This is a genomic window from Escherichia sp. B1147 (assembly GCF_001660175.1).
GTDB lineage: Bacteria > Pseudomonadota > Gammaproteobacteria > Enterobacterales > Enterobacteriaceae > Escherichia > Escherichia whittamii.
On the sequence record NZ_LFHY01000010.1, the window covers coordinates 20371 to 35696 of the forward strand.

General features: G+C 54.5%; 17 protein-coding genes. 6 read left to right on the top strand and 11 right to left on the bottom strand.

Features of this window, described 5'->3' with window-relative positions; all coding sequences use genetic code 11:
* Window positions 1–82 precede the first annotated feature (82 nt).
* The 10 genes from A9180_RS09045 to hycA form a co-directional block, all read right to left on the bottom strand.
* Window positions 83–838, bottom strand: a complete 756-nt coding sequence (locus tag A9180_RS09045; protein WP_064528068.1) for a hypothetical protein — start codon at window positions 836–838, stop codon at window positions 83–85.
* Between the two features lie 42 nt (window positions 839–880).
* Window positions 881–1351: a hydrogenase maturation peptidase HycI gene (gene hycI, locus A9180_RS09050; RefSeq protein ID WP_064528070.1), complete on the bottom strand. Its 471-nt coding sequence runs from the start codon at window positions 1349–1351 to the stop codon at window positions 881–883.
* The gene (gene hycH, locus A9180_RS09055) at window positions 1344–1754 is read right to left on the bottom strand and encodes a formate hydrogenlyase assembly protein HycH (protein ID WP_064528072.1); all 411 of its coding nucleotides are present in this window, start codon (window positions 1752–1754) and stop codon (window positions 1344–1346) included. Before hycH ends, hycI begins: the two co-directional genes overlap by 8 nt.
* Complete coding sequence (gene hycG, locus A9180_RS09060) at window positions 1751–2518, bottom strand: formate hydrogenlyase subunit HycG (RefSeq protein ID WP_064528074.1); 768 nt, start codon at window positions 2516–2518, stop codon at window positions 1751–1753. Before hycG ends, hycH begins: the two co-directional genes overlap by 4 nt.
* Entirely contained in the window at window positions 2518–3060 is a 543-nt protein-coding gene (gene hycF, locus A9180_RS09065; protein ID WP_000493785.1) for a formate hydrogenlyase subunit HycF, read from the bottom strand. The genes hycG and hycF overlap by 1 nt, the downstream gene beginning before the upstream one ends.
* 9 nt (window positions 3061–3069) lie before the next feature.
* Window positions 3070–4779, bottom strand: a complete 1710-nt coding sequence (gene hycE / locus A9180_RS09070) for a formate hydrogenlyase subunit HycE (protein WP_001288118.1) — start codon at window positions 4777–4779, stop codon at window positions 3070–3072.
* Between the two features lie 17 nt (window positions 4780–4796).
* A complete protein-coding gene (gene hycD / locus A9180_RS09075) occupies window positions 4797–5720 on the bottom strand; it encodes a formate hydrogenlyase subunit HycD (RefSeq protein WP_000115224.1) in 924 nt (307 codons plus the stop codon).
* Window positions 5721–5722: 2 nt separating this feature from the next.
* Complete coding sequence (gene hycC, locus A9180_RS09080) at window positions 5723–7549, bottom strand: formate hydrogenlyase subunit 3 (RefSeq protein ID WP_064528076.1); 1827 nt, start codon at window positions 7547–7549, stop codon at window positions 5723–5725.
* Window positions 7546–8157, bottom strand: a complete 612-nt coding sequence (gene hycB / locus A9180_RS09085) for a formate hydrogenlyase subunit HycB (RefSeq protein WP_059268566.1) — start codon at window positions 8155–8157, stop codon at window positions 7546–7548. Before hycB ends, hycC begins: the two co-directional genes overlap by 4 nt.
* 124 nt (window positions 8158–8281) lie before the next feature.
* Window positions 8282–8743: a formate hydrogenlyase regulator HycA gene (gene hycA, locus A9180_RS09095; RefSeq protein WP_064528080.1), complete on the bottom strand. Its 462-nt coding sequence runs from the start codon at window positions 8741–8743 to the stop codon at window positions 8282–8284.
* 212 nt (window positions 8744–8955) lie between these two features.
* Here hycA and hypA point away from each other — a divergent pair, with 212 nt between their 5' ends.
* From hypA to flhA, 6 genes are all read left to right on the top strand, one after another.
* Complete coding sequence (gene hypA / locus A9180_RS09100; RefSeq protein WP_001516945.1) at window positions 8956–9306, top strand: hydrogenase maturation nickel metallochaperone HypA; 351 nt, start codon at window positions 8956–8958, stop codon at window positions 9304–9306.
* A 3-nt stretch (window positions 9307–9309) separates the two neighbouring features.
* Window positions 9310–10182, top strand: coding sequence for a hydrogenase nickel incorporation protein HypB (hypB, locus tag A9180_RS09105; RefSeq protein ID WP_064528082.1), 873 nt, complete (start codon window positions 9310–9312; stop codon window positions 10180–10182).
* Window positions 10173–10445, top strand: coding sequence for a hydrogenase 3 maturation protein HypC (gene hypC, locus A9180_RS09110; protein WP_000334881.1), 273 nt, complete (start codon window positions 10173–10175; stop codon window positions 10443–10445). The genes hypB and hypC overlap by 10 nt, the downstream gene beginning before the upstream one ends.
* Window positions 10445–11566: a hydrogenase formation protein HypD gene (gene hypD / locus A9180_RS09115; RefSeq protein WP_064528083.1), complete on the top strand. Its 1122-nt coding sequence runs from the start codon at window positions 10445–10447 to the stop codon at window positions 11564–11566. Before hypC ends, hypD begins: the two co-directional genes overlap by 1 nt.
* A complete protein-coding gene (hypE, locus tag A9180_RS09120; protein WP_064528085.1) occupies window positions 11563–12573 on the top strand; it encodes a hydrogenase maturation carbamoyl dehydratase HypE in 1011 nt (336 codons plus the stop codon). Before hypD ends, hypE begins: the two co-directional genes overlap by 4 nt.
* Window positions 12574–12644: 71 nt before the next feature.
* Window positions 12645–14723, top strand: a complete 2079-nt coding sequence (gene flhA / locus A9180_RS09125) for a formate hydrogenlyase transcriptional activator FlhA (protein ID WP_064528088.1) — start codon at window positions 12645–12647, stop codon at window positions 14721–14723.
* Between the two features lie 36 nt (window positions 14724–14759).
* Here flhA and A9180_RS09130 read toward each other — a convergent pair whose 3' ends face one another.
* Window positions 14760–15113 (bottom strand): nitrous oxide-stimulated promoter family protein, encoded by a 354-nt coding sequence (locus tag A9180_RS09130; RefSeq protein ID WP_064528091.1) that lies wholly within the window; start codon window positions 15111–15113, stop codon window positions 14760–14762.
* Between the last annotated feature and the right edge of the window lie 213 nt (window positions 15114–15326).

A 15326-nucleotide genomic window follows, 5' to 3' on the forward strand; every position in this document is an offset into this window, starting at 1 on the left:
TCGCAAAAGAGCAATGAGGGAGTCGCGGTGGATCAGTGTAGGCCCGATAAGCGTAGCGCATCGGGCAATCTGGCGTTTGCCATTAGTTCTGATTCACCCCATCAAGAACATCCCCCGTTATCAAACAACGTTGCGTCAGCGTCAGATCTTCCGTTTGCGGGTCGCGTCCAGCGATGGGTTTGAGAACGAGTTTACGGTTGGGGGTATAAGTAAAACGCGTGAGTGCGGGATAGCTTAACTTACCAAACCAGCCGTGAATACGCTGCCATTTGGCGTCTTTTACCTGATACAAACTGGTTAGCCAGTAACCGGAATCAAACTGCATATCCAGCAATTGCGTGTGACCATTACCTTGCAAATCCAGCAAATCATCAACGCCAGTTTCGCTTGCGGTGTAGAATCCCCAGGGTTCAAAGACACAGGGACGACCTTCGTGTGTGAACGTCAACAGGATTAAATGTGCATAAGGAGCCAGACCATTACCGGCACTGGGTAACCAGATAACCAGATCCTGAATGCCGTTACGATCAAGATCGGCGCGATAGAGTTGCCCATTGCCCGCCATGTTTGCCAGCATACCCACAGGCACAGTCCAGGATTTACCGGCGCGGTCTTTTGCGGTTAATTGCCAGTCATCCTCTTCATTTGGCATCTTCTCAAGCGTCACGCCAGCAACGCCGACTTTTCTAAAATGCCAGTTTTGCTCGGTATAATAAGGCATAGTCAGGAGAGGTATCAGCGCCCGCTTTTGCGCGTATTCGCTGTCACTCATTGGCAGATATTCGGTAAAGCTGGTGGCCTGCGCAGGCAACACTAAGCTCAATAAAAAAGCGCACATCCCTGTCCTGATTTTCAATTCCCTGTATTCCTTACTGAAAAACTACTCTTCTTCTACCGCTAACTGCGCGAAGCCGCCGTTTCCTTCCCAGCCTTCCAGTCGCTGATAAACCGTTTCTACCGCATCTTTAATCGGCTGGGTCATCGGGTAGTAAAAACCGACGATATCCGGCTGGATGCCGAGGAAAATCACTTCGCCAACGTCTTCTTTCAACTGGTCGATGAGATAGTTCAGCGGCATGTTATGGGTAGTCATCATAAACATCTCGGCGATGTCATCCGGGTCGATAATGCGGATCTCGCCGGGGTTTAGCCCCATATCCGTGGCGTCGACAATCAGCAGCCGTGTCGGGCGCAGTTCGCGGATGGCGACAATGTCGTTTTCCGGTGCGCTACCGCCGTCAATCACCACCCAGTTACCTTTCGGCGCGGCGGCGCACTTTTCCGCCAGCAGCGGACCTGCGCCATCATCGCCCATCATGCTATTGCCAACACAAAGTAAAACGTCAGTCACGCAGTCTCCTCACCATCAAATAGATGGCGTTTTCCTGATGAATATCATGCAGCATACTTAACAGCATTGTACTCCATTCCTTCTGCTGCGAAGTTTGCGTTGCCCGGGCTTTATCGAATGCGTTGGCCAGCATCGGCACATGGTTAATGTCGATGACGATCTCACCATACTTCGGCACGCCTTCCATTTTGCGGCGGGCTTCGCTGCCCGCCTCCAGAGTAGCAATCCATGCCAGATAGTCATCCCACGGGCAGGTGAGCGCCGCTTCCAGGCAATCGATAACCCCAAGGTGGTGACCAATCGCCAGGCTGTAATAGACCACCTGCTGCGCCTCGGCGGGCGTGGCATCGTTCTCATCAATAAATTTACGGCTCAGTTGACTGAACACCACCTTTTCACTCATCGGATACGCGCCTCTTCAACAACATGATTCAGATGGCTGACAATCTCGTTCAGACGCGGATCGTTTTCCGCTTCCAGCCAGCGTGCAACCTGCTCTTCGCCCTGCCCTAACTGTGTCAGGAAATCATCGGCAATCTGGCGACCATAACGGTAACCCGCCAGGCGGCGTGCTTCGCGATCTACTTTCACGCGCAGCGGCTGCACCATTTCCGGGTGCAGGATTTCTGCCGGTTGCTCATCCAGTTCGCCTGGCTCACGGGCGTGGATTTTCTGCTCCAGCAGGCCGAGCGCCATTGCAAAGCCGTACAGCGTAGCGGCAGGTGTTGGCGGGCAACCAGGAATGTAGACATCCACCGGGACGATTTTATCCGTACCGCCCCACACGCAGTAGAGATCGTGAAAAATGCCGCCGCTGTTGCCGCAGGCACCGTAGGAGATACAGATTTTAGGGTCCGGCGCGGACTGCCACGCACGTAGCGCAGGGGATCGCATCGCACGGGTGACCGCGCCGGTAAACAGTAAAATATCCGCATGACGCGGGGACGGAACGACTTTAATGCCGAAGCATTCTGCATCGAAAAGTGGCGAAAGCGTGGCAAAAATTTCGATTTCGCAACCGTTGCAGCCGCCGCAGTCTACGCGGTAAACGTAGGCAGAACGTTTGATTTTTTTCAGTAACGACGCCTTCATGCTGGCGATGGATTCATCCACCGTCATCGGGACCGGAATGCCGTTGGCGTCACGGGGGCCTAATAAATTGCTCATCAGATGGCCTCTTTCATATGGCGAGTCAGTTCAATACGGTCGGACGGCACCAGGCATTTCTGGCGCTTACATTCCGGGCAAGTCTCAAAGCTTTCGCGGTGGTTTTCCGCGCGGCTGTCGCCATTGTGCTTAAGCAGCGCAATGGCGTAATCGATCTCTTTCTGGACGGCGAAAGGACGATTACAGACGCGGCAGTTGCACAGCGCGAAGCGGGACTGTTGCAGGAAGTCTTCTTTCTTCCACACCGCCAGCTCGTACTCTTGCGACAGTTTAATTGCCGCCGTCGGGCAGACTTCTTCACAGCGTCCACAGAAGATGCAGCGCCCAAGATTGAACTCCCACGCCAGCTCGCCGGTGGCGAGGTCAGTTTCAACCGTTAAGGCGTTTGACGGGCAGGCATTGACGCAGGCCGCGCAGCCAATGCACTGCTGCGGGTTCTGCTCTGGCTTACCACGGAAGTTTTTATCAACCGCAATCGGCTCCAGCGGATAAGACGAGGTCGCCGTGCCGGTTTTGATGACTTTTTTGATAAAGGTAAACATGGCGATTCCTTATTTCAGCGGCGAGTTTTTACGCTCAATGCTGTAGCGCTCGAGTTCTTTGTACGGCACCACTTTGCTCTTCTTCTTACGTACATCGACCACGGTCATACGGTCGGTACAGGAGTAGCAAGGGTCGAGGCTACCGATAATCAGCGGCGCATCAGAAACGGTGTTGCCGCGCAGCATATAGCGCAGGGTCGGCCAGTTCGCGTAGGTCGCGGCACGGCAGCGCCAGCGGTACAGCTTCTGGTTGTCGCCGGTCATGCTCCAGTGGATATCATCGCCACGCGGCGCTTCGGCAAAGCCCAGCGCAAAGCGGTGTGGAATGTAGGTGAAGCCTTCCACCGCCAGCGGACCGCCAGGCAGGTTGTCCAGGCCGTAGTCGATCATATTGAGCGAGGTAAAGACTTCGTTGATACGCACTTTCAGACGTGAAATAACGTCGCAGCCCTGCTCGCTGTGAACTTCCATCGGCAGCAAACCATAACCAACAAACGGGTGATCGGCTCGGGTATCGCGGGCGTGACCGCTGGCGCGAACCATCGGGCCGACGTTACTGAAATCACGGGCGATTTCTGGGTCCAGACGGCCAATGCCGACGGTACGCTGTTCCATGTTTGGCGTACTCAGCAGCACATCCACCAGCTCCTGCACTTCACGACGCATTTGCTGCGCCAGCTGGCGGGTCTGGATCATGTCATCTTTCAGCAGATCGCGACGAATCCCGCCGATCAAGTTCAGACCGTAAGTTTTACGCGCCCCGGTAAGGATCTCCGCCATTTTCATGGAGGATTCGCGCACGCGGAAGAACTGCATAAAGCCGGAGTCAAAGCCAGTGAAGTGGCAGGCGAGGCCAAGGTTGAGCAGATGCGAGTGCAGGCGTTCCACTTCCAGCAGAATGGCGCGGATCATCTGCGCACGCTCTGGCACCTGAATGCCCATCGCGTTTTCCACCGACGTGGTATAGGCGGTGCTGTGGGCGAAGCCACAGATCCCGCACACACGGTCAGAGAGGAACGTCACTTCGTTATACCCCATGCGGGTTTCCGCCAGTTTTTCCATGCCGCGATGGACATAGAACAGGCGGTAGTCAGCGTCGATAATGTTTTCGCCATCAACGAACAGACGGAAGTGGCCCGGTTCGTCGGAAGTGACGTGCAGCGGGCCAATCGGCACGACGTTGTTTTTCTTGTCACCCAGTTCGTTGATGAACTCGTAGGTTTCAGCATCGGTGGTCGGCGCCGGACGCTGACGATAATCCATGCTGTCTTTACGCAGCGGGTAGAGTTCATCCGGCCAGTCATCCGGCAGCACCAGGCGGCGTTCATCCGGCAGCCCAACCGGAATTAAACCGTACATATCGCGCACTTCACGCTCGCCCCAGACTGCCGCCGGAACGCGCGGCGTCACGGACGGATATTCCGGTTTGTTGGCGTCAACTTCGACGCGAACCGTAATCCAACACTTGGTGCCTTTCTCCATCGACAGCACGTAGTAAACGGCGTAATGACCGTTCAGTTTGCGTTCATCGTTACCAAACAGCACCGACAGCCAGCCGCCCTGTTTGTAGTAGAGGAACTCCACCACTTCCGGCAGATAGTTCACCTTCACGGTGACAGTCAGCTGATCTTTGGTCTGCCAGGCGTGGTCCAGCACGACGCCCGGAAATGCCTCATTCAGCGCAGCGAGATAATGTTGACCTAATTTTTCTTCAGACATGCTCAAACTCTCTTTAATCACGCCGCCAGCAAGGAGACGAACGCTAAAAATGCAAAACCAAAACCAGCCCAGGTAATGCGCGGAGTAATATCAAGACGCAGACGGGCCATGCTGTTTTCGAATAGCGCGATAACCAGTACGCCGACTACCAGTTTGACGATGGCAATCACCAGCGCCAGCAGCAGTCCACCAGCGGTGAAGGTTTCCATTTGTCCCCACGGAATAAACACCCCGACGAACATCTGCAACACCACCAGTTGTTTCAGGCTGATACCCCATTTCATTACGCCAAAACCGCTACCGCTGTATTCAGAGAGCGGGCCTTCCTGCAACTCCTGCTCGGCTTCCGCCAGGTCGAACGGCAGTTTGCCCATTTCGATGAAGGTGGCGAATGCGCAGGCACAGAGCGCCAGCACCAGCGGAATGCTCTGGCTCAGAGGCCAGTGATAAACGGTGTCGGTGATGTTGCTGATGTTGGTGGAACCGGCAACCTGCGCCGCGACCCACAGGCCAAGCAGCAACATCGGCTCGACCAGCACACCGAGCATTGCTTCACGGCTCGCGCCGATAGCGGTAAACGGGCTGCCAGTATCCAGACCGGAAATGGCAAAGAAGAAACGCGCGATGGCGAAGAGATACAGTAAGGTGATCAAATCGCCCAGTTGCGGCAGCGGAGAACCGACGGTCACCACTGGCAGCGCGGTAGCGATAGTCAGCATTACGCCCACCATCACATACGGCGTCAGGCGGAACACCCAGCCGGAGGCATCCGGGCCAACACTCTGGCGGCCCAGCAGTTTGATAATGTCGCGATACTCCTGCAACACGCCCGGCCCGCGACGGTTATGCAGACGGGCGCGCGCCACGCGGGTAATACCGGAGAGCAGCGGCGCAACGGCAAATAACACCAGCGCCTGAATTAACGGATATAAAACACTCATTCTCAGGCTCCTCGTGAAACAATAATCACCACCAGTACCGCCAGTTCAACCAGCGCCATCCGGCGGAACAGCAACGCACTCCCCTCGCACTGCCAACCCGGCACCAGCGACACCGGATTCAGCCATTTACGCAGTTTCAGCACTGGCGCAAACGCCTGTTTAACCGGCATGGCAAAACCGTGAGCGGTAATCACCATTGATTTTTCGTGGTCGTAGCCGCACACCCAGGCTGCGCCACGGGAACGTGACGGCAGACGGTCGCCTTTGCAAATCGCCATGATGATGAATGGCAGCAGCGGGCAGGCAATCAACAGCAGTGTGATCATCGGTTGAGAAACGGTGGTGTTGGCAGGTTCCAGCGGCAGAGGTACAGCAGCCGACAGCATTGGCAGCAACCACGGCGCAGCAACACCGCCAATCACGCAGCAAATCGCCAGTGCCACCACGCTGACGCTCATCAGGAGCGGCGCACAGGTGGCGTTTTCGGCTTCTTTGGTACGCGGTGCGCCAAGGAAAGTGACGCCATAGACTTTCGCCATACACATCACCGCCAGCGCCCCGGTAATCGCCAGACCCACGGCGAGCAGCGGCCCCAGCAGACGGGCAACGAAGGTCCCGCTATTACTCAGTTTGAAGAAGGACTGGTAGATAACCCATTCACCAGCAAAACCGTTCAGCGGCGGCAGCGCAGCCATTGCCATCAGCCCGACTAGCATGGCGATAGAGATAACCGGCATTTTCTTGCCAATACCACCCAGTTTTTCGATATCGCGATGACCGGTACGGAACCAGACACTCCCCGCCCCAAGGAACAGTACGCTTTTGAACAGGCTATGGTTAAGCAGATGGTACAGACCACCGACCAGGCCAAGAGCAATCAGCGCCGGTTGTTCGAGCGCAATACCCGTTACACCCGCGCCCAGTCCCAGCAGGATGATGCCGATATTTTCCAGTGTGTGGTAAGCCAGCAGACGCTGGATATTGTGCTCCATCAGCGCATACAGACCGCCGACGAACGCGGTGATCATGCCGAGCACCAGCAGCGCAATTCCCCACCACAGCGGCGCATTACCGCCCAGCAGAGACAGAGTTAAAATACCCAGCAGTCCGATTTTCATCACCACCGTGGAAAACAGCGCCGCAGCTGGCGCAGAGGCGTTAGCATGAGCCTGCGGCACCCAGCCGTGCAGCGGGATAATCCCGGCCAGCAGGCCAAAACCAATCACGCCGAGCAGCCAGATATCGGAACCGAGCGGCAGTTGCTGCACACGCATATCCAGCAGGCGCAGATCCAGCGTGCCGTAACGCTGCCAGACCAGCCAGCAGGCAATCGCCAGCAGTAAAGTACCGAGGCGTCCCAGCGCAAACCACAGTTTGCCCTCTTTGCTGTTGCTGGTGAGGAACACCGCGCACAGAGCCATGATTTCAGCCATTACCACTAACATGCCCAGGTTGCTGGCGATGACGGCACACACGGCGGCAGCCATCAACATATTGATCTGCAAGCCGTTGCATTTCACCTGCGCATGGCGATGCCAGTCAATGTTGTAGAGGCTGACAAACAGACCGCACAGGCCGAGGGTAATCAGCCAAATCGCGTTAAGCGGAGAGATTTGAATATCGAAACTCACCAGCGAAAGCGCGCCGCTCACGCCAACCGCGCCAGTCAGCACGGTGAAACCCGCGGCTGCCGTGTACACGCTACCGACTGCGCCGCCAATTCCGGCAATCCAGCCACTTAGTGCCTTATGAAAAGAAAAGAGAAATGCCAGAACAGCGGCGGCGGCAAACCACGCCACGCCGCTATTGATCAGTGAAATTGCGCTCATTTAGCCTCTCCACTTTGAGCCTGCTGAAACAAGGTGAGATCGCCAAAGTCCGTGTTAAAGGTCAGCTCACGCTTACGTTTGCTGACGCGGGCGATATCGGTGTTATCCACCAGATGCAGGGCTTTGGTTGGGCACATCCGCACACAGGCCGGGCCTTGTTCATCAAAGCTACAAAGGTCACATTTGACGGCGATAGCGCGAATACCCGGCACCCAGTCAAGCAGCGTGCTGACACGCGCCGGAGCAGGCGGTGCCGGTGGCGCTTTCGGGGTATTGGCATTTGCCGGAATATCCAGCGGACGGCTGCCGGAAAACTCAATGGCGCCAAACGGGCAGGCGATGCCGCACAGTTTGCAGCTTACGCACAGACTTTCATTCAGCTGGACTGCACCATCAACACGAGTGATAGCGTTAACCGGGCAGACTACCGCACAGGGCGCATCTTCACAGTGGTGACAGAGCTGCGGCGCAGATTCTTTATCATTAAGCATCACTCTCAGGCGCGGCATAGACTGAAGGCCGTGCTGGCGATGCGTCTCTGAACAGGCGGCCTCACAGGTGTGGCAGCCGATACAGAGCGTGGAGTCAGCAATTACAAAACGATTCACCGGGCATTCCTCAGGTGATTGTCATTTTTGACGAAAACATGCCGATAAAATGTCATTTTCGACACTCATCGACACGCCCATCCCCAAACAGGCATGACGCCTGCAAAACAGACAAAGCTTCAGCTCATGCTGCTGAACTTTGTCCCTTTACCAGTTGGCTTAAACTCACCGGCGTATTGTTCTCAATGGCGGTGTATAAGCTGTCGTAAACACCAGCGATTTTTTCGAGATAGTGTTCCAGAACCTGTTCTCGATTACGGATGTTGACCTTGCCATCAATCATGCCGTCAATACTTAACTGAGCCTGTGCTATCCGCTGTTTATCTTCACCGTCTTTCGTTTCGACGTAGTACTCGATGGTGTGGCTGTTAAAACCATCCGCCAGGGTGACGTAAATGCGAAAATGTTCAAAAAGTACGAAACAGAGTTCTTTATCTGGCGCGCAGCTCATGGCGTGGTGCAGGCGCGCTTTTGATAACGTGATCCCCTGAACCAGCGAATTGCAGTAGATATGCCACTGGTCCTGTAGGCGACGATGCCGCTGTGCGATGTAATCGGCTTTCTCGCTTATTTCCCAAATAGTCATTGTCAGGTTACCCGTTTAACAGAGATGCCTGCCCTTAAGCATTTTCTGTGCCAATTTTTATCTTATTGTTATTTATGTGTTTTCCATAAAATAGTCGACTTTCGACGCCATGACGACGTGTCATTTCGACATCATCGACATTGTTCACATCAGGGATAATCAACACTGGCATAATTATTGCTTGTCACGGGCAACAGTTAATGGGAGGCGATATGCACGAAATAACCCTCTGCCAACGGGCACTGGAATTGATTGAACAACAGGCCGCAAAGCACGGCGCAAAACGCGTAACTGGGGTCTGGCTCAAAATTGGCGCATTTTCTTGTGTCGAAACCAGCTCTCTTGCCTTTTGTTTTGATCTGGTTTGCCGTGGCAGCGTGGCAGAAGGTTGTAAACTGCACCTCGAAGAACAAGAGGCCGAATGCTGGTGTGAAACATGCCAGCAATATGTGACGCTACTGACCCAGCGCGTCCGCCGCTGTCCACAGTGTCATGGCGACATGCTGCGCATTGTGGCAGACGACGGTTTACAGATTCGGCGGATAGAAATAGACCAGGAGTGAGCGATGTGTACAACATGCGGTTGCGGTGAAGGCAACCTGTATATCGAGGGTGATGAACATAACCCTCATTCCGCGTTTCGTAGCGCACCTTTTGCCCCGGCGGCACGGCCGAAGATGAAAATCACCGGCATTAAAGCGCCTGAATTTACCCCCAGCCAGACCGAAGAAGGCGACCTGCATTATGGTCACGGTGAAGCTGGCACTCACGCGCCGGGTATGAGCCAGCGTCGGATGCTGGAAGTCGAAATTGACGTGCTGGACAAAAACAACCGTCTGGCTGAACGCAACCGCGCGCGCTTTGCTGCCCGTAATCAACTGGTGCTCAACCTGGTATCCAGTCCTGGTTCCGGTAAAACCACGCTGCTGACTGAAACCTTAATGCGCCTGAAAGATAGCGTTCCGTGTGCGGTGATTGAAGGCGACCAGCAAACCGTGAACGATGCCGCCCGCATTCGCGCTACCGGCACACCAGCGATTCAGGTGAATACCGGTAAAGGCTGCCATCTTGATGCCCAGATGATTGCTGATGCCGCTCCGCGCCTGCCACTGGACGATAACGGCATTCTGTTTATCGAAAACGTTGGTAACCTCGTATGCCCGGCCAGTTTCGATCTGGGTGAAAAACATAAAGTGGCGGTGCTCTCGGTCACTGAGGGTGAAGATAAGCCGCTGAAATATCCGCATATGTTTGCCGCCGCCTCACTGATGCTGCTCAACAAAGTTGATTTGCTGCCGTATCTCAACTTTGACGTTGAGAAGTGCATCGCCTGCGCCCGCGAAGTGAACCCAGAAATTGAAATCATCCTCATTTCCGCTACCAGCGGCGAAGGGATGGACCAGTGGCTGAACTGGCTGGAGGCACAGCGATGTGCATAGGCGTTCCTGGCCAGATTCGCACCATTGACGGCAACCAGGCGAAAGTCGACGTCTGCGGCATTCAGCGCGATGTCGACCTAACGCTAGTCGGCAGTTGCGATGAAAACGGTCAGCCGCGCGTAGGCCAGTGGGTACTGGTCCACGTTGGTTTTGCCATGAGCGTAATTAATGAAGCCGAAGCGCGGGACACTCTCGATGCCTTACAAAATATGTTTGACGTTGAGCCGGATGTCGGCGCGCTGTTGTATGGCGAGGAAAAATAATGCGTTTTGTTGATGAATATCGCGCGCCGGAACAGGTGATGCAGTTAATTGAGCATCTGCGCGAACGTGCTTCACATCTTTCATACACTGCCGACCGCCCGCTGCGCATTATGGAAGTATGCGGCGGTCATACCCACGCCATCTTTAAATTCGGCCTGGACCAATTACTGCCTGAAAACGTTGAGTTTATCCACGGCCCTGGTTGCCCGGTGTGTGTACTGCCAATGGGCAGAATCGACACCTGCGTGGAGATTGCCAGCCATCCGGAAGTGATTTTCTGTACCTTTGGCGACGCCATGCGCGTACCAGGAAAACAGGGATCGCTGTTGCAGGCAAAAGCACGCGGTGCCGATGTGCGCATCGTCTACTCGCCAATGGATGCGTTGAAACTGGCGCAGGAGAACCCAACCCGTAAAGTGGTGTTCTTCGGCTTAGGGTTTGAAACCACCATGCCGACCACTGCTATCACTCTGCAACAGGCAAAAGCCCGCGATGTGCAGAATTTTTACTTTTTCTGTCAGCATATTACGCTGATCCCTACGCTGCGCAGTTTGCTGGAACAACCCGATAACGGCATCGACGCGTTTCTCGCGCCAGGTCACGTCAGTATGGTGATTGGCACCGACGCCTATAATTTTATCGCCAGTGATTTTCATCGTCCTCTGGTGGTCGCTGGATTCGAACCACTTGATCTACTGCAAGGCGTGGTGATGCTGGTGGAGCAGAAAATAGCGGACCACAGCAAGGTTGAGAATCAGTACCGGCGGGTGGTGCCAGATGCGGGTAATTTGCTGGCACAACAGGCGATTGCTGACGTCTTCTGCGTCAATGGCGACAGCGAATGGCGCGGCCTTGGGGTGATCGAATCTTCTGGTGTGCACCTGACGCCGGATTATCAACGATTCGATGCCGAAGCCCATTTCCGCCCGGCACCGCAGCAGGTTTGCGATGACCCGCGCGCACGTTGTGGTGAAGTATTGACCGGCAAATGTAAGCCGCATCAATGCCCGCTGTTTGGTAACACTTGTAATCCTCAAACCGCGTTCGGCGCACTTATGGTTTCCTCCGAAGGAGCATGTGCCGCATGGTATCAGTATCGTCAGCAGGAGAGTGAAGCGTGAATAATATCCAACTCGCCCACGGCAGCGGCGGCCAGGCGATGCAGCAATTAATCAACAGCCTGTTTATGGAGGCGTTTGCTAATCCGTGGCTGGCAGAACAGGAAGATCAGGCACGTCTTGACCTGGCGCAATTAATGGCAGAAGGCGACCGTCTGGCGTTCTCTACCGACAGCTACGTCATTGACCCGCTGTTCTTCCCTGGGGGGAATATTGGCAAGTTGGCAATTTGCGGTACGGCCAATGACGTTGCGGTTAGCGGCGCTATCCCACGCTATCTCTCCTGTGGATTTATCCTTGAAGAAGGATTACCGATGGAGACGCTGAAAGCGGTAGTTACCAGCATGGCAGAAACCGCCCGTGCGGCAGGAATCGCCATCGTCACTGGCGATACTAAAGTGGTACAGCGTGGGGCGGCGGATAAACTGTTTATCAATACTGCCGGCATGGGTGCGATCCCGGCGAATATTCACTGGGGAGCACAAACGCTTACCGCAGGCGATGTTCTGCTGGTTAGCGGTACGCTCGGCGACCACGGGGCAACTATCCTTAACCTGCGCGAGCAGCTGGGGCTGGACGGCGAACTGGTCAGTGATTGCGCGGTGCTGACGCCGCTGATTCAGACGCTGCGCGACATTCCCGGCGTGAAAGCGCTGCGCGATGCTACCCGTGGTGGAGTGAACGCGGTAGTTCATGAGTTCGCGGCAACCTGTGGTTGCGGTATTGAACTTTCAGAAGCAGCGCTGCCGGTTAAACCTGCCGTGCGTGGCGTTTGCGAATTGCTGGGACTGGACGCCCTCAACTTTGCCAACGAAGGTAAGCTGGTGATTGCCGTAGAGCGTAACGCGGCAGAGCAAGTGCTGGCGACGCTGCGTTCCCACCCACTGGGACAAGACGCGGCATTAATTGGCGAAGTGGTTGAGCGTAAAGGTGTTCGTCTCGCTGGACTTTATGGCGTGAAACGAACTCTCGATCTACCACACGCCGAACCGCTACCTCGTATATGCTAATAAAAATATAGCCCCTGGAATTTGTCATTTACCTTTTGCACCGCTTCGCGGTGCTTTCCTGGAAGAACAACATGTCGTATACACCGATGAGTGATCTCGGGCAACAAGGGTTGTTCGACATCACTCGGACACTATTGCAGCAGCCCGATCTGGCCTCGCTGTGTGAGGCTCTTTCGCAACTGGTAAAGCGTTCTGCGCTCGCCGACAAAGCAGCTATTGTATTGTGGCAAGCGCAGACTCAACGTGCGACTTATTACGCGTCGCGTGACAAAGACAATCCCATTAAATACGAAGACGAAACCATTCTGGCACATGGTCCAGTGCGCAGCATTTTATCGCGTCCTGACACACTGCACTGCAGCTACGAAGAGTTTTGTGACACCTGGCCGCAACTGGCCGAGAGCGGGCTATACCCCAAATTTGGTCACTATTGCCTGATGCCGCAGGCAGCGGAAGGACATATTTTTGGCGGCTGTGAATTTATTCGTTATGACGATCGTCCGTGGAGCGAAAAAGAGTTCAATCGACTGCAAACATTTACGCAGATTGTTTCTGTTGTCAGCGAGCAAATTCAGAGCCGCGTCATCAATAATGTCGACTACGAACTGCTATGCCGGGAACGGGATAACTTCCGCATCCTGGTTGCCATCACCAACGCGGTGCTTTCCCGCCTGGATATGGACGAGCTGGTCAGCGAAGTGGCTAAAGAAATCCACTACTACTTCGATATCGACGATATCAGCATCGTTTTACGCAGCGACCGCAAAAACAAACTCAACATTTATTCCACTCACTATCTGGATAAACAGCATCCTGCCCACGAACAGAGCGAAGTTGATGAGGCCGGAACTCTCACTGAGCGCGTATTCAAAAGCAAGGAGATGCTGCTGATTAATCTCCACGAGCGAGATGATTTAGCCCCTTACGAACGCATGTTGTTCGACACCTGGGGCAACCAGATTCAAACCTTGTGCCTGTTACCGCTGATGTCTGGTAAAACCATGCTGGGCGTGCTGAAACTGGCGCAGTGCGAAGAGAAAACGTTTACCACCACCAACCTGAGTTTGCTGCGCCAGATTGCCGAACGAGTGGCAATCGCTGTCGATAACGCCCTCGCCTACCAGGAAATCCATCGCCTGAAAGAGCGCCTGGTTGATGAAAACCTTGCTCTGACTGAACAGCTCAATAATGTGGATAGTGAATTTGGCGAGATTATTGGTCGCAGCGAAGCCATGTATAGCGTGCTCAAGCAGGTTGAGATGGTAGCGCAAAGCGACAGCACCGTACTCATTCTTGGTGAAACGGGGACGGGTAAGGAACTGATTGCCCGCGCGATCCACAATCTTAGCAACCGTAATGGTCGGCGAATGGTGAAGATGAACTGCGCCGCCATGCCTGCGGGACTGCTGGAAAGCGATCTGTTCGGTCATGAGCGTGGTGCCTTTACTGGTGCCAGCGCCCAGCGCATCGGTCGTTTTGAACTGGCGGATAAAAGCTCGCTGTTCCTTGATGAAGTGGGCGATATGCCGCTGGAGTTACAGCCGAAATTGCTGCGCGTATTGCAGGAACAGGAGTTTGAACGCCTCGGCAGCAACAAAATCATTCAAACAGACGTGCGTTTAATCGCCGCGACTAACCGCGATCTGAAAAAAATGGTCGCCGACCGCGAGTTCCGTAGCGATCTCTATTACCGCCTGAATGTCTTCCCGATCCACCTGCCGCCGCTGCGCGAGCGTCCGGAAGATATTCCTCTGCTGGCGAAAGCCTTTACCTTCAAAATTGCCCGTCGCCTGGGGCGCAATATCGACAGCATTCCTGCCGAGACGCTGCGCATATTGAGCAACATGGAATGGCCGGGTAACGTGCGCGAGCTGGAAAATGTTATTGAGCGCGCGGTACTGCTGACTCGCGGTAACGTTCTACAACTCTCTTTACCCGATATCTCACTGCCAGAACCTGAAACGCCGCCGGCCGCGACGGTCGTCGCTCAGGAAGGCGAAGATGAATATCAACTGATTGTCCGCGTATTAAAAGAGACTAACGGCGTAGTCGCGGGTCCGAAAGGCGCTGCGCAACGTCTGGGGTTAAAACGCACCACCTTGCTGTCACGGATGAAACGGCTGGGGATTGATAAAGCGGCATTGGTTTAATCGTCTAGTGCCGGACAGGAAGATCTATCCGGCACGCTACTCACGTGGTTTTTTCGGGCGATATTTTTCCGGCAGTTCCGGCACCGGGCGCTTGTCATCAATCAGATGACGCACGGTTAAGATCGGATGACGCCACAGCATGCGCGGTCCCGCCCAACGCATAATTTGCTTCATCTCTTCACGCTTTGCAGGCTGATAACAATGCACCGGACACTGCTTACAGGCCGGTTTCTCTTCGCCAAACACACATTTATCCAGCCGCTTTTGCGCGTAAGCAAACAGCGTCTCGTAATGCCCCGGCTCCGCTGACGCCTGCGGGCATTGCGCTTGATAAAGATCGATCATTTTTTTAATCGTCAGTTTTTCACGAGAGATACGCTTGCCGGACATGCTGCCTCCATACTCTTAAGATGCATTTATATTACAACTTAATTTTAAAGGGGACTATGGCTCTGAAGGAGGAGGTTTCTTCAACCAACGCAATGTTGTACGCCTTCTTCACAGTCAACAAACAAACGCTGTAAAGCAGCATTTTTCCCGGAACCGACATCAAGAACTCACCTTTCGCGTCTTCCCCTGAAATGATTAACTCCGGTATCATGT

What these genes read in the sequence shown, in the direction of transcription:
- hycD (WP_000115224.1), bottom strand. Translation starts at nt 5,720, where the DNA reads ATGAGTGTTTTATATCCGTTAATTCAGGCGCTGGTGTTATTTGCCGTT.
- hycA (WP_064528080.1), bottom strand. Translation starts at nt 8,743, where the DNA reads ATGACTATTTGGGAAATAAGCGAGAAAGCCGATTACATCGCACAGCGG.
- hypB (WP_064528082.1), top strand. Translation starts at nt 9,310, where the DNA reads ATGTGTACAACATGCGGTTGCGGTGAAGGCAACCTGTATATCGAGGGT.
- hycE (WP_001288118.1), bottom strand. Translation starts at nt 4,779, where the DNA reads ATGTCTGAAGAAAAATTAGGTCAACATTATCTCGCTGCGCTGAATGAG.
- hycF (WP_000493785.1), bottom strand. Translation starts at nt 3,060, where the DNA reads ATGTTTACCTTTATCAAAAAAGTCATCAAAACCGGCACGGCGACCTCG.
- hypA (WP_001516945.1), top strand. Translation starts at nt 8,956, where the DNA reads ATGCACGAAATAACCCTCTGCCAACGGGCACTGGAATTGATTGAACAA.
- hycG (WP_064528074.1), bottom strand. Translation starts at nt 2,518, where the DNA reads ATGAGCAATTTATTAGGCCCCCGTGACGCCAACGGCATTCCGGTCCCG.
- hypC (WP_000334881.1), top strand. Translation starts at nt 10,173, where the DNA reads ATGTGCATAGGCGTTCCTGGCCAGATTCGCACCATTGACGGCAACCAG.
- A9180_RS09045 (WP_064528068.1), bottom strand. Translation starts at nt 838, where the DNA reads ATGTGCGCTTTTTTATTGAGCTTAGTGTTGCCTGCGCAGGCCACCAGC.
- flhA (WP_064528088.1), top strand. Translation starts at nt 12,645, where the DNA reads ATGTCGTATACACCGATGAGTGATCTCGGGCAACAAGGGTTGTTCGAC.
- hypD (WP_064528083.1), top strand. Translation starts at nt 10,445, where the DNA reads ATGCGTTTTGTTGATGAATATCGCGCGCCGGAACAGGTGATGCAGTTA.
- hycC (WP_064528076.1), bottom strand. Translation starts at nt 7,549, where the DNA reads ATGAGCGCAATTTCACTGATCAATAGCGGCGTGGCGTGGTTTGCCGCC.
- A9180_RS09130 (WP_064528091.1), bottom strand. Translation starts at nt 15,113, where the DNA reads ATGTCCGGCAAGCGTATCTCTCGTGAAAAACTGACGATTAAAAAAATG.
- hycH (WP_064528072.1), bottom strand. Translation starts at nt 1,754, where the DNA reads ATGAGTGAAAAGGTGGTGTTCAGTCAACTGAGCCGTAAATTTATTGAT.